Genomic DNA, 12,554 nt, shown 5'->3' on the forward strand with positions numbered 1-12,554 from the left:
GTCGATGTCAGATAAGAAAACAAAATCAGATTACGATTTATTAGGTAGAACCAACCGAATTGTAGAACAAACCATTATTACTGGAAATATAGTTTGTGTGGCCGATTTCAGATTGGATGGCGAATTAATTGGTGATATTACATGTAAAGGTAAGATTGTGTTGGGTCCGAAAAGCAAAGTGGAAGGAAATATTACCTGTAAAAATATCGATATTGAAGGTAAGTTTAATGGTAAGTTAGTAGTTGAAGAGTTACTAGGAATTAAAAAATCAGCCAAAATTTCAGGTGAAGTAGTGGTTGGAAAATTAGCCATAGAACCTGGAGCTATTTTTGAAGCCAGTTGCGAAATGAGAAATTCTTAATTTCGAATCCATCGAATCCTTTGGAAAAACAATTAGATGAGATAAATGAAATCGGTTTAGACTTTATTCAACGAATACATTTCTTATATGGAACAAGAAAATAAAAATAAGCCAACTAATAAATGGATGCAACTAATTAGCATTCCAGCTCAAATGGGTATTATTATTTTTTTGTTTGCTAAAATTGGTATGTTTGTAGACGAAAAATACCCCAACAAAAACAATGTCTATTTCTTAATCTTCACTTTGTTAGGAGTAGCATTGTCATTATATAATGTAATCCGACAGGTTAATAAAATAAATTCAGATAAATAATGGAGTTTTATTTTTTTAGTTTTCTTTTTTTATTGCTAACAACTTTTTTAAGTTACTTCGTTTTAAAGACTGTATCTAAAACAAAAAAAGAGAATTTAGGTTTTTGGTTTTTATTTGTTCTTACTTTGAAAACAATACTGTTTTATGCTTTTTTACATTATGTATTGCTTAAGAATATTGAATTTAATTTTGATTATAAGATTTTTGTTTGCAGTTTATATATGATTTTCGTGGTTTTTGAAGTTTATTTTGTTTCAAAATTGTTAAAAAACTAAAATTATGCAATCAAACTAAAAAATATTAAAAAAATCTCAATTTCAAACTTGCTATATTAATAAAAATTGTACTTTTGCAAAAAAATTTAAACAATAAAATATAATATCTCAAATGGTGATTTCAAACAAACCACTGAATTTATTTTTAGCGATAGTAATTTCAATATTACCTTTATTTGGTTTCTCAAATGTTGCAAGTGATAGTGTAAGTCATTCTTCTGAAAAACATGCAGTAGAAGGCGCTCATAAAACAGATGCTCATCATGCGGTTGGAGCGGTTAATGAGAAAGATGAGGTTAACGCTTACATAGAGCACCATTTACAAGATTCTTACGATTTTAATTTCTTTTCTGATGGTGAAGCTGGAAAACATTATGGTTTTTCGTTACCAGTAATTTTATGGGATAACGGATTGAAAGTGTTTTCGTCTTCAAAATTTCACAATGCTGAAGAATTAGCAAATGTAGATGGAAGTTACTATAAATTACACCATGGTAAAATTTATAGTTCAGATGCTACTGGGAAATTAGAATTAGATGCTCACAATCATCCTACAAATAACAAGCCTTTAGATTTCTCTATTACTAAAAATGTTGTTTCAATGTTATTTGCTGCTTTTTTAGTATTCTTTATGTTTACTAGTTTAGCTAAAGCGTATAGAAAAAACAACAGTATGCCAAAAGGATTTGGTAGAGTTTTAGAGCCGCTAATTATTTTTATTAGAGATGAAATTGCAATCCCAAATATTGGAGAGAAAAAATATAGAAAATTCATGGGTTATTTATTAACAGTATTTTTCTTTATTTGGATTCTGAATTTATTAGGAATGACTCCGCTAGGAATCAATGTTACAGGAAATATTGCGGTAACTATCTGTTTAGCATTATTTACATTTATCATTACGCAATTCAGTGCTAATAAAGATTATTGGAAACATATTTTCTGGATGCCAGGTGTTCCAGTTCCAATGAAAATCATTTTAATGCCAATTGAATTATTAGGAACATTAACTAAACCATTTGCATTATTAATTCGTTTATTTGCAAATATTACTGCTGGTCACGTAGTAATTATGAGTTTAATTGCAATGATTTTCGTAGGTAAAAATTTAGCTTCTGATTTACCAATTTCAATCGGATTAACATTGTTTATCTCTGTTATTGAAATTTTAGTAGCCTTTTTGCAAGCGTTTATTTTTACAATGTTATCGTCATTATTTATTGGTATGGCGGTGCAAGATCATGATCATGATGATCATCATTAATAAAATTTAATATAAGTTTAATTTTAATATATATATTATGAACATTCCAATGTTAGTAGGTGCAGGTTTAGTAGTAATCGGTGCTGGTTTAGGTTTAGGTAAAATCGGTGGTTCTGCAATGGATGCTATTGCTCGTCAGCCAGAAGCTGCTGGTAAAATCCAAACTGCGATGATTATTATTGCTGCGTTATTAGAAGGTTTAGCATTCGCTGCTTTAATCTTAGGTAAAGCTTAATTAAAAAAGAAACAAAACCTGTAACGGTTGGTTGCAGGTTTGTTTTTATTCAAAAAACTAAATTAATTACAACTCAAATATAAAATGGATAAGTTAATTAACGATTTTTCATTCGGTTTATTCTTTTGGCAAGCTATAATTTTAGTGGTGTTAATTGTATTATTGGTTAAATTTGCTTGGAAACCAATTATGACTACAATTACAGAGCGTGAAGAAGGTATCAAAGATGCTTTATTATCTGCTGAGAACGCTAGAAAAGAAATGCTAGCTTTAAAATCTGATAACCAAAAGTTATTAGACGAAGCTCGTGCTGAAAGAGACGCTATGATTAAAGATGCTACAGCTATCAAAGATAAAATGATTGCTGATGCTAAAGAAGAAGCACAAGTTCAAGGTGCTAAAATGATTGAGCAAGCAAAAGCTACAATCGAAAGCGAAAAAAATAGTGCTATGGCAGAAATCAAAAATCAGGTTTCTTCATTATCATTAGAAATCGCTGAAAAATTATTAAAACAAGAACTTTCTAACAAAGAATCTCAAACTGCTTTAGTTGAGAAAATGTTAGGAGATGTTAAATTAAACTAATCAATAGTTATGTCAAGAGCTGCGATTAGATACGCAAAAGCAATTTTAGATATCGCTTCAGTTAATAATAATACTGTTGCGGTAAATAATGATATGAAATCAATTGTTTTAGCTACTAAAGAAAGTACAGAATTAAAAGAATTTTTTGCAAACCCAATCGTTTCAGAAAATGTAAAATTAAACGCTGTTAAAGAAATCTTTTCTTCAGTACAAAATGAAACAAATGGTTTATTTCAATTGCTTTTAGCGAATAAAAGATTTGAAATTTTACCTGCAATTGCTGCACAATTCAATACTTTGTTTGATGTTGCTAGTGGTGTAGAAACAGCTGTTGTTACAACTGCTATTCCTATGTCTGCTGAATTAGAAACTCAAGTGATGTCAAAATTAAAAGAGTTTTCATCAAACACAATTACAATCAAAAATGTAGTTGATGAATCTATCATTGGTGGTTTTGTGATCAGAATTGGAGACAAACAATATAATGCTTCTGTTGCAAATAAATTACAACAGTTAAAAAGAGAATTTACAACAAATTAATAAATACCATTAAATATATATAAAATGGCAGAAATTAAACCAGCTGAAATTTCAGCAATATTAAAGAAACAATTATCAGATTTTCAATCTGGTGCTACGTTAGAAGAAGTTGGTACTGTACTACAAGTTGGTGACGGTATTGCTCGTGTATATGGTTTATCAAATGCTCAATACGGTGAGTTAGTACAATTCGAAAACGGATTAGAAGCTATCGTATTGAACTTAGAGGAAGATAATGTTGGGGTTGTATTATTAGGACCATCAACAGGTATTAAAGAAGGTTCTAGCGTTAAAAGAACAAACAGAATTGCTTCTTTAAAAGTTGGTGAACAAATGGTTGGACGTGTAGTTGATACATTAGGTAACCCAATCGATGGTAAAGGACCAATTGGTGGTGAATTATACGAAATGCCATTAGAGCGTAAAGCTCCTGGGGTAATTTTCCGTCAGCCAGTAACTGAGCCATTACAAACTGGTATCAAAGCTATCGATGCTATGATTCCTGTTGGACGTGGACAACGTGAGTTAGTTATTGGTGACCGTCAAACTGGTAAATCTTCAGTTTGTTTAGATACTATCTTAAATCAAAAAGAATTTTATGATGCTGGTCAACCAGTATTCTGTATATATGTTGCTGTAGGTCAAAAAGCTTCTACAGTAGCTGCAATCGCAAAAACATTAGAAGAAAAAGGTGCAATGGCTTATACAGTTATCGTTGCTGCTAACGCTTCTGATCCAGCTCCAATGCAAGTATACGCTCCTATGGCAGGTGCTGCAATTGGTGAGTATTTCCGTGATTCAGGTCGTCCTGCTTTAATTATTTATGATGATTTATCAAAGCAAGCTGTTGCTTACCGTGAAGTATCATTATTATTAAGAAGACCACCAGGTCGTGAGGCTTATCCTGGAGACGTTTTCTACTTACACTCTCGTTTATTAGAAAGAGCTTGTAAAGTAATTAACGATGATGAAATCGCTAAAAACATGAACGATTTACCAGAATCATTAAAAGGTATCGTAAAAGGTGGTGGTTCTTTAACTGCTTTGCCAATTATTGAAACTCAAGCTGGTGACGTTTCTGCATATATCCCAACAAACGTAATTTCGATTACAGACGGACAAATCTTCTTAGATGGTGATTTATTCAACTCTGGAGTTCGTCCTGCTATCAACGTAGGTATTTCGGTATCTCGTGTTGGAGGTAACGCGCAAATCAAATCAATGAAAAAAGTATCTGGTACATTAAAATTAGACCAAGCACAATTCCGTGAATTAGAAGCATTCGCGAAATTTGGTTCTGACTTAGATGCAGTTACTTTAAATGTAATTGAAAAAGGTAAACGTAACGTAGAAATCTTAAAACAAGGTTTAAATGATCCGTTCGCTGTAGAAAATCAAGTTGCTATTATTTACGCTGGAACTAAAAACTTATTAAAGAATGTTCCTGTAAACAAAGTAAAAGAATTCGAAAAAGACTTTTTACAATTCTTAAACTTAAAACATAGAGATACTTTAGATGCTTTAAAAGCTGGTAAATTTGATGATAACATCACAAATGTATTAGAAGCTGCTGCTAAAGAAATTTCAGCAAAATATTAATTAATTTTCAATTTCAATGTGCCAATTCCCCAATTGGCGCATTGTGAATTGTCAAATTGACAAATTAAACAAATGGCAAACTTAAAAGAAATACGTAATAGAATTACTTCTGTATCTTCAACGATGCAGATTACTTCTGCTATGAAAATGGTTTCTGCTGCTAAATTAAAAAAAGCACAAGATGCTATCACTGCAATGCGTCCTTATTCTGAAAAATTAACAGAGTTAATTCAAGGTTTAAGTGCATCTTTAGAAGGTGATGTTGCAGCTGAATATACTACTCAAAGAGAAGTTAAAAGAGTATTAGTTGTTGCTATTACTTCAAACAGAGGTTTGTGTGGTGCATTAAATTCAAATGTAATTAAGCAAGTTAAAGCCCTTTCTGATAAATACGGACATGATAATGTTGGTGTTTTTGCAATTGGTAAAAAAGCAAATGATGCTTTACATAAAACAAATTATGTAATCGCTAACAGAAGTGACATTTTTGATGATTTAACTTTTGATAACTCTGCTGAAATTGCTCAAGCTTTAACACATTTGTTTTTAGATGGTGAATACGATAAAATCGAATTAGTATACAACCAGTTTAAAAATGCTGCAACTCAAGTAGTAGTTAATGAACAATTTTTACCATTAGCTCCAATTGCAGGTTCTGATTCTATTTCTTCTGATTATATTTTTGAACCATCAAAAGTTGAAATCGTTTTAGAGTTAATACCAAAATCGTTAAAAACGCAATTGTATAAAGCTTTAAGAGATTCATTTGCTGCAGAACATGGTGCGCGTATGACAGCTATGCACAAAGCAACTGATAACGCAACCGAATTAAGAAATCAATTAAAATTAACATATAACAAAGCACGTCAAGCGGCAATTACAGGAGAAATCCTTGAGATCGTTGGTGGAGCAGAGGCATTAAATAATTAAAAATCTAGTAGATTTTAATTATAAAAGTTAATTTTTTAAAATACTTAAAGTCCCAATTTATTGGGACTTTTTTATTTTATATATTTGTGTAAACACACACAATTATGAAATACTTTTTAACTTCACTTTTTTTCATTTCTTCAACCATTTTATTTTCTCAAAATCTTCAACTTGAAGAAATAATGAAAGGAAACGGATTTGTTGGTAATCAACCATCCAATATTCATTGGTCTGTAGACGGAAAATCTATATTTTTCGACTGGAATCCTAAAAACGAACTTGGAGATAAAGCTTATTATTGGCAAAATGGTTTAAAAGAACCTAAACTTTTACCAACTTCAGAATATAATTTTGCAGAAATACAATTTCATGGTCAAGAACAATTCGATATTGTTTATTATTCTAATCAAGGTGTGCTGTTTGCTTACAATAAAAAATCGAAAGAAAATAAAATCATATATCAAACTTCGGCTTCAGTTAATTCAATTCAAAGAAGTAACAATCCAAATATTATATTTTTTCAGCAAAATAGAAATCTTTTCCAGCTGAATGTCACTAATTTTCAACTGAAACAGGTAACTAATTTTAAAATGGGTTCTAAAAATTCAGATAATAAAAACAATGATAGTTATTTGAATACTCAACAAAAAGAATTGTTTAAATTTATTAATGAAGAAAATGATAAATCAGAATGGAATCAAAACCGTTCGGAGGAATATGAAATTAAATTCCCTTCAGAAATATTTTTCGGTTCCAATACTTTAGAAGCTGTTAAAGTTAATCCAAATGGTAAATTTGTTACTTATAGATTGTCGGAATATTCAAATTCTAAAGAGACAAAAGTTGAAAACTTTATCACTAAAGATGGTTTTACAAAAAATGTTTCAGCTCGAGAAAAGGTGTCTATAAACAATATCAGTAAGCATAAAATGTATGTTTATGATGTTGAAAAAGATGAAGTGAAACCACTTTCTTTTTCTCAGTTGACAGGTATAAAAACAACGCCAAAATATTATCAGGAATACAATGATTTAAAAAATGCAGATCCAATTGAAAAAGCGATAACTATGCAGGCGCCTATATATAATGCAAATGGTAGCTTAGCTGTTTTTGAAGCAAGAAGTTTAGATAATAAAGATCGATGGATACTTCAATTAAATTTAGAAAAAGCAACAATTACAGAAATTGATTATCAACATGATGAAGCTTGGATCGGCGGGCCTGGTATACCTGGTTACAATTTTACAAGTGGGACTTTAGGTTTTTTAGCCGATAATAAAACAATTTATTTTCAATCAGAGGCTTCTGGATATTCACACTTATATACTTTTAATTTAGAAACTAAAAAGAAAACACAATTAACAAGTGGAAATTGGGAAGTTCGCGATGTTACTTTGTCAAAACTGAGTAATGCTTTTTATATTACAACAACGGAAACACATCCAGGAAATCGTTCTTTTTATAAATTAGATATTTCTTCAGGTAAGAAAACACCAATTCTAACGAATGATGGAGCTTATGAAATTGAATTGTCTCCAGATGAAACACAATTAGCTATTCGTTATTCTTACATAAATAAACCTTGGGAAGTTTATGTAGCAGAAAACAAACCGAATCCAACGTTAAAACAAATCACTTATTCTACTACAGAGGCTTTTAAACAATACAATTGGAAAACTCCAGAAGTTGTAACTTTTAAAGCAACAGACGGAACTAACGTTTATGCTAGATTGTATCAACCTAAGTCGGAAAGCAAAAATAGAGCAGCAATTATTTTTGTTCATGGTGCTGGTTATTTACAAAACGCCCATAATTATTGGAGTACCTATCATAGAGAATACATGTTTCATAATTTGTTGTCCGATTTAGGATACACTGTTTTAGATATTGATTATAGAGCGAGTGATGGTTATGGACGTGATTTCCGAACAGGAATTTACCGTCATATGGGTGGAAAGGATTTATCTGATCAATTGGATGGTAAAAAATTTTTAGTAGAAAAATTAGGTATCGATAAAAACAAAGTCGGAATTTATGGAGGATCTTATGGAGGATTTATCACTTTAATGGCATTATTAACCAAACCAGGTGAATTTAAAGCAGGTGCAGCTTTACGTTCAGTTACCGATTGGGCACATTATAATCAGGGTTATACGGCTAATATTTTAAATTTTCCAGAAACGGATCCAGAAGCTTACAAAAAAAGTTCGCCTATTTATTTCGCTGAAAATTTAAAAGATAAATTATTGATGTTACATGGAATGGTAGATGATAATGTGCAGTTTCAAGATGTTGTTCGATTAACACAACGTTTCATTGAATTAGGTAAAAAAGATTGGGATTTAGCGGTTTATCCGGTTGAAGCTCATGGGTTTCAAAAAACCTATTCTTGGGTGGATGAATATCGTAGAATATTGGATTTATTTAATAAAAATTTATTAGGCAAAAAATAATGGAAATTCGTTTATTACATCAAAAAGAAGAAATGTTGGAACACTTAGATATTGTTCAGCAAATGTATCCAGATTTTACTTTAGAAAAATATGGTACACTTTTAGATGAAATGTTAAAAAGCAATTATTCACAAATAATAATTATAAAAGAGAATCAAACTATTGCATTAACTGGCGTTTGGGTTGGAACAAAATTATGGTCGGGGAAATATGTTGAAATCGACAGTTTTGTAGTTCATGAAAATTTTAGAGGTCAAAAAATTGGTGATTTGTTAATTCAAAAAGTTCATGAAATAGCAAAAGAAGTAAATGCCAATCAAATTGTTTTAGATGCCTTTACTACAAATTTTGCAGCTGGAAAATTTTATATCAATCATGGTTTTGTGCCAAAAGGGTTTCATTTTATTAAATTTTTAAATCAATAAAAAATGAAAGTTTTAGTCTTGTTTTTAATAACAATTTTCAATTATAATTCTTGTTCTTCAGAAAAAGGAATACAAGAAGCGAAACAATATGTGGAAAAAATAACTTTTCAAAATTGGGTTGGTGGAGTTAAAGGTGCTGGCGGAGGAACAATTTTAAATGTTGCGTTATCGAAAAGTTTACCCGAAAATATTGAAATGGTAAAAATTCAGTTTCAAGATAGAGAAAGTACTTTTTTTAAAGTAAATGATTTGTCGTATCAAGCATCCATAAAAACATTTGACAATATGAATGAAACGGTTCCAACTCCCACAATTAATACGGGATTAAAACCTAGCCAAGCTCGAATTTATTTTAAAATAGATGGTAAAGAAAGTACTGTTGTTTTTGATGATGTTAAAGAATTAGCTATGTTAGAGTATCCTTCCATTAATAAAAGAAATTAATTACTTTTGTTTACTTTTAAATCTAAAAACAATCTAATTGAGCGCCAATAAAACTCTTTTAAAACAAACCCTTATATACGGTTTAGCCACAGTTTTACCTAGAGTAATCAGTTTCTTACTGGTTAGTCTGCATACATCTTATATGCCAAAACCAGAGATGTATGGTGAAATTACTATTTTGTTAGCTTATATGATATTTTTTAATGTCATTTTATCCTACGGAATGGAAACGGCTTTTTTCAGATTTTATCATAAGCAAGATACTAAAGATGAAGGTCTAATCGAGCAAAATAAAAAAGATGTAATAAGTACGGCTACTGTTTCTATATTTTGGAGTACCATTTTATTTCTATGTATAGCGCTTTTATTTCAAAAAACGTTGGCTGGTTTTTTAAATGTCGACAAAGAATATGTAAACTATGCCATTTGGATATTAGCTTTTGATGCATTAGTAATTATTCCTTTTTCAAAACTTCGAGCAGAACAAAAACCGATTAAATACTCTGTGTTTAAAATATCTAATGTCATTATTAATATGTTGCTAAACGTATTTTTACTGGCCATTATACCAAAATTAGCAAATGCGAATCCGGAAGGTTTTTGGAGTTCTATTTATGTGGAAGATTATCAAATTGGCTATGTATTCCTTGCAAATTTAATCGCTAGTTTGTTCACTTTTGTTTTGTTCATGCCGCATTATTTTCAAGCAAATTGGTTGTTCAATAAGGAGTTGTGGAAAAAAATGCTTAATTACGGATGGCCTATACTTTTCGCAGGTTTAGCATTCGGAATTAACGAGCATTTAGATAAAATATTATTGGATAAATTTTTAGATCCATCTATTGCTAAAGCTGCTGTTGGAGCGTATTCGGCTTGTTATAAAATCGGCTTGTTCATGGTGTTGTTTAGAACGGCATATACTTTGGGGGTAGAACCTTTTTTCTTCAGTCAAGCTGGAAAGGAAAATGCGCAACAAGTGTATGCAACTATCACAAAATATTTTGTCATTTTAGGTTCGTTAATTTTATTAGTTGTTGTGGTTTTCGCCGATGTGGTTAAATTCTTCTTAGTAAGACAACCAGAATATTGGGAAGCTATGACAATAGTTCCTTTAATCGTAATAGCAAATTTCTTTTTAGGAATTTATACAAGTTTGTCAGTTTGGTACAAATTAATTGATAGAACTATTATTGGTGCTTATATTTCTGCAATTGGAGCCATTATAACTTTGGTTTTAAATTATGTTTTAATTGTAAAATTTAATTTAAGTTATGTCGGATCTGCTATTGCAACTATTTGTGCTTATGGAAGTATGATGCTAATTTCTTATTTGTTAGGAAGAAAACGCTATCCAATTCCGTTTGAAATGAGAAAAATTCTAACCTATCTTTTTGTATCGATAACGCTTGCTTGTGTTTCTTTTTATGTTAAAATATTTAGAGATACATACATTTTCGGAATACTTGCAATCATTGGCTTTAGTTACTATATTTACAAAAATGAAACAGAAGTCATTTTGAAATTGATTAAAAGAAAATAATATAAACTTCGCAGTTTAAAAAAATAATATAATGCAAATAAAAATCATCAATAAATCACAACATCCATTACCAAATTACGAAACAAATGCTTCTGCTGGTATGGATTTACGTGCCAATTTAACGGAATCAATCACACTAAAACCTTTAGAAAGAACGTTAGTAAAAACCGGACTTTTTATTGAATTGCCAATTGGTTACGAAGCGCAAGTTCGTCCAAGAAGTGGATTGGCATTTAAAAAAGGAATCACTGTTTTAAATTCTCCTGGAACTGTTGATGCCGATTATCGTGGTGAAATTGGAGTTATTCTAGTAAATCTTTCCAATGAAGATTTCGTTATTGAAAATGGTGAAAGAATTGCGCAATTAATCATTGCTAAACACGAACGTGCAGAATGGTTAGAAACAATCGAACTATCAGAAACCTCTAGAGGTGAAGGCGGATTCGGTAGTACTGGAGTGAAATAAAGCCCCCTAACCCCAGAAGGGGAACAAAAAGGAATAAAAATAAAAATGTAACATAAAACCTATGCTCCTCGATAGGTTACCCCTCTTTTGGAGGGGACAGGGGAGGCAAATATGAAAATAATCGTACCTATGGCTGGACGCGGTTCTCGTCTTCGTCCACATACTTTAACAATCCCAAAACCATTAATTCCAATTGCTGGAAAACCTATTGTTCACAGACTAGTAGAAGATATAGCAAAAGTTATCAATCAACCAATTGATGAAGTGGCATTTATCATTCACGAAAGTTTTGGTGCTCAAGTTGAAAAAGATTTATTAGCAATTGCTACTAAAATTGGAGCTAAAGGAACCATTTATTACCAAAATGAAGCTTTAGGAACGGGTCATGCGATTATGTGTGCTAAAGATTCTTTATCTGGACCAGCAGTTATTGCTTATGCGGATACGTTAATTCGTGCCGATTTCGAACTAGACGCAACTGCAGATAGTGTTATTTGGGTAAAACAAGTAGATCAACCGGAAGCATTTGGTGTAGTAAACTTAAACGATAATGGAGAAATTATCGAATTAGTTGAAAAACCAAAAGAATTTGTATCCGATTTAGCCGTTATTGGAATATACTATTTTAAAGATATTGCTGTTTTGAAAAATGAATTACAATCGGTTTTAGATAATAATATCATTCATGGTGGCGAATACCAAATTAATGATGGTATCAAACAAATGATGGCAAAAGGAATGAAATTCGTTCCAGGTAAAGTGGATGAATGGATGGATTGCGGTAACAAAGATGTAACGGTTGATACCAATAATAGAATGTTAGGATTTTTACAAGCAGATGGTGAAAATTTAGTCGCTGCCAATGTAAGATTGGATAATTCTACGATTATTCCTCCATGTTTTATTGATGAAGATGTATATTTAATTAATACTACGGTAGGTCCAAATGTTTCTCTAGGGAAAGGTTGTCACGTGGTGAATAGTACGATCAAAAATAGTTTAATTCAAACGCATGCGCATATAAAAAATGCTAAGTTAGACAATGCCATGATAGGAAATCACGTTAACTATAATGGAGAATTTACAAGTGTAAGTTTAGGTGATTATTCAACAATGGAATAA

Annotated in this window: 14 protein-coding genes; all 14 read left to right on the plus strand. The window is 31.0% G+C overall.

From position 1 onward, the window contains the following. Positions 1 to 4: 4 nt before the first annotated feature. The 14 genes from BMY86_RS04270 (at position 5) to BMY86_RS04335 (ending at position 12,554) form a co-directional block, all read left to right on the plus strand. Positions 5 to 361, plus strand: coding sequence for a bactofilin family protein (locus BMY86_RS04270; protein WP_091465685.1), 357 nt, complete (start codon positions 5 to 7; stop codon positions 359 to 361). An 87-nt stretch (positions 362 to 448) separates the two neighbouring features. Then, positions 449 to 676 (plus strand): AtpZ/AtpI family protein, encoded by a 228-nt coding sequence (locus tag BMY86_RS04275; protein WP_091465687.1) that lies wholly within the window; start codon positions 449 to 451, stop codon positions 674 to 676. Positions 677 to 1,063: 387 nt separating this feature from the next. Further along, complete coding sequence (gene atpB / locus BMY86_RS04280; protein WP_091465690.1) at positions 1,064 to 2,215, plus strand: F0F1 ATP synthase subunit A; 1,152 nt, start codon at positions 1,064 to 1,066, stop codon at positions 2,213 to 2,215. Between the two features lie 37 nt (positions 2,216 to 2,252). After that, positions 2,253 to 2,450 (plus strand): ATP synthase F0 subunit C, encoded by a 198-nt coding sequence (gene atpE, locus BMY86_RS04285; protein WP_014082777.1) that lies wholly within the window; start codon positions 2,253 to 2,255, stop codon positions 2,448 to 2,450. 84 nt (positions 2,451 to 2,534) lie between these two features. After that, positions 2,535 to 3,035, plus strand: a complete 501-nt coding sequence (locus BMY86_RS04290; RefSeq protein ID WP_091465694.1) for a F0F1 ATP synthase subunit B — start codon at positions 2,535 to 2,537, stop codon at positions 3,033 to 3,035. A gap of 9 nt (positions 3,036 to 3,044) precedes the next feature. Next, the gene (atpH, locus tag BMY86_RS04295; protein ID WP_317040092.1) at positions 3,045 to 3,575 is read left to right on the plus strand and encodes an ATP synthase F1 subunit delta; all 531 of its coding nucleotides are present in this window, start codon (positions 3,045 to 3,047) and stop codon (positions 3,573 to 3,575) included. Positions 3,576 to 3,599: 24 nt separating this feature from the next. Beyond that, the gene (gene atpA, locus BMY86_RS04300; RefSeq protein WP_091465699.1) at positions 3,600 to 5,174 is read left to right on the plus strand and encodes a F0F1 ATP synthase subunit alpha; all 1,575 of its coding nucleotides are present in this window, start codon (positions 3,600 to 3,602) and stop codon (positions 5,172 to 5,174) included. 72 nt (positions 5,175 to 5,246) lie between these two features. Then, positions 5,247 to 6,104, plus strand: a complete 858-nt coding sequence (gene atpG / locus BMY86_RS04305) for an ATP synthase F1 subunit gamma (RefSeq protein WP_091465702.1) — start codon at positions 5,247 to 5,249, stop codon at positions 6,102 to 6,104. Positions 6,105 to 6,208: 104 nt separating this feature from the next. Next, positions 6,209 to 8,557 carry a S9 family peptidase gene (locus tag BMY86_RS04310; RefSeq protein WP_091465704.1) on the plus strand — a complete coding sequence of 783 codons (2,349 nt, stop codon included), beginning with the start codon at positions 6,209 to 6,211 and terminating at the stop codon, positions 8,555 to 8,557. Further along, the gene (locus BMY86_RS04315; RefSeq protein WP_091465707.1) at positions 8,557 to 8,982 is read left to right on the plus strand and encodes a GNAT family N-acetyltransferase; all 426 of its coding nucleotides are present in this window, start codon (positions 8,557 to 8,559) and stop codon (positions 8,980 to 8,982) included. The genes BMY86_RS04310 and BMY86_RS04315 overlap by 1 nt, the downstream gene beginning before the upstream one ends. Positions 8,983 to 8,985: 3 nt before the next feature. Continuing rightward, entirely contained in the window at positions 8,986 to 9,426 is a 441-nt protein-coding gene (locus BMY86_RS04320; RefSeq protein WP_091465709.1) for a hypothetical protein, read from the plus strand. Between the two features lie 37 nt (positions 9,427 to 9,463). Further along, positions 9,464 to 10,966, plus strand: a complete 1,503-nt coding sequence (locus BMY86_RS04325) for a lipopolysaccharide biosynthesis protein (RefSeq protein WP_091465711.1) — start codon at positions 9,464 to 9,466, stop codon at positions 10,964 to 10,966. Positions 10,967 to 10,997: 31 nt separating this feature from the next. Next, complete coding sequence (dut, locus tag BMY86_RS04330) at positions 10,998 to 11,432, plus strand: dUTP diphosphatase (RefSeq protein WP_091465714.1); 435 nt, start codon at positions 10,998 to 11,000, stop codon at positions 11,430 to 11,432. A gap of 111 nt (positions 11,433 to 11,543) precedes the next feature. After that, positions 11,544 to 12,554, plus strand: coding sequence for a sugar nucleotidyltransferase (locus BMY86_RS04335; protein ID WP_091465716.1), 1,011 nt, complete (start codon positions 11,544 to 11,546; stop codon positions 12,552 to 12,554).

This window comes from Flavobacterium urocaniciphilum (assembly GCF_900110615.1).
GTDB lineage: Bacteria > Bacteroidota > Bacteroidia > Flavobacteriales > Flavobacteriaceae > Flavobacterium > Flavobacterium urocaniciphilum.

Excerpts from the sequence above, each read along its gene's own strand:
- dut (WP_091465714.1), top strand. The coding sequence starts at position 10,998 with ATGCAAATAAAAATCATCAATAAATCACAACATCCATTACCAAATTAC.
- BMY86_RS04335 (WP_091465716.1), top strand. The coding sequence starts at position 11,544 with ATGAAAATAATCGTACCTATGGCTGGACGCGGTTCTCGTCTTCGTCCA.
- BMY86_RS04310 (WP_091465704.1), top strand. The coding sequence starts at position 6,209 with ATGAAATACTTTTTAACTTCACTTTTTTTCATTTCTTCAACCATTTTA.
- atpH (WP_317040092.1), top strand. The coding sequence starts at position 3,045 with ATGTCAAGAGCTGCGATTAGATACGCAAAAGCAATTTTAGATATCGCT.
- atpG (WP_091465702.1), top strand. The coding sequence starts at position 5,247 with ATGGCAAACTTAAAAGAAATACGTAATAGAATTACTTCTGTATCTTCA.
- BMY86_RS04315 (WP_091465707.1), top strand. The coding sequence starts at position 8,557 with ATGGAAATTCGTTTATTACATCAAAAAGAAGAAATGTTGGAACACTTA.
- atpE (WP_014082777.1), top strand. The coding sequence starts at position 2,253 with ATGAACATTCCAATGTTAGTAGGTGCAGGTTTAGTAGTAATCGGTGCT.
- atpB (WP_091465690.1), top strand. The coding sequence starts at position 1,064 with ATGGTGATTTCAAACAAACCACTGAATTTATTTTTAGCGATAGTAATT.
- BMY86_RS04270 (WP_091465685.1), top strand. The coding sequence starts at position 5 with ATGTCAGATAAGAAAACAAAATCAGATTACGATTTATTAGGTAGAACC.
- BMY86_RS04290 (WP_091465694.1), top strand. The coding sequence starts at position 2,535 with ATGGATAAGTTAATTAACGATTTTTCATTCGGTTTATTCTTTTGGCAA.
- BMY86_RS04320 (WP_091465709.1), top strand. The coding sequence starts at position 8,986 with ATGAAAGTTTTAGTCTTGTTTTTAATAACAATTTTCAATTATAATTCT.
- BMY86_RS04275 (WP_091465687.1), top strand. The coding sequence starts at position 449 with ATGGAACAAGAAAATAAAAATAAGCCAACTAATAAATGGATGCAACTA.
- atpA (WP_091465699.1), top strand. The coding sequence starts at position 3,600 with ATGGCAGAAATTAAACCAGCTGAAATTTCAGCAATATTAAAGAAACAA.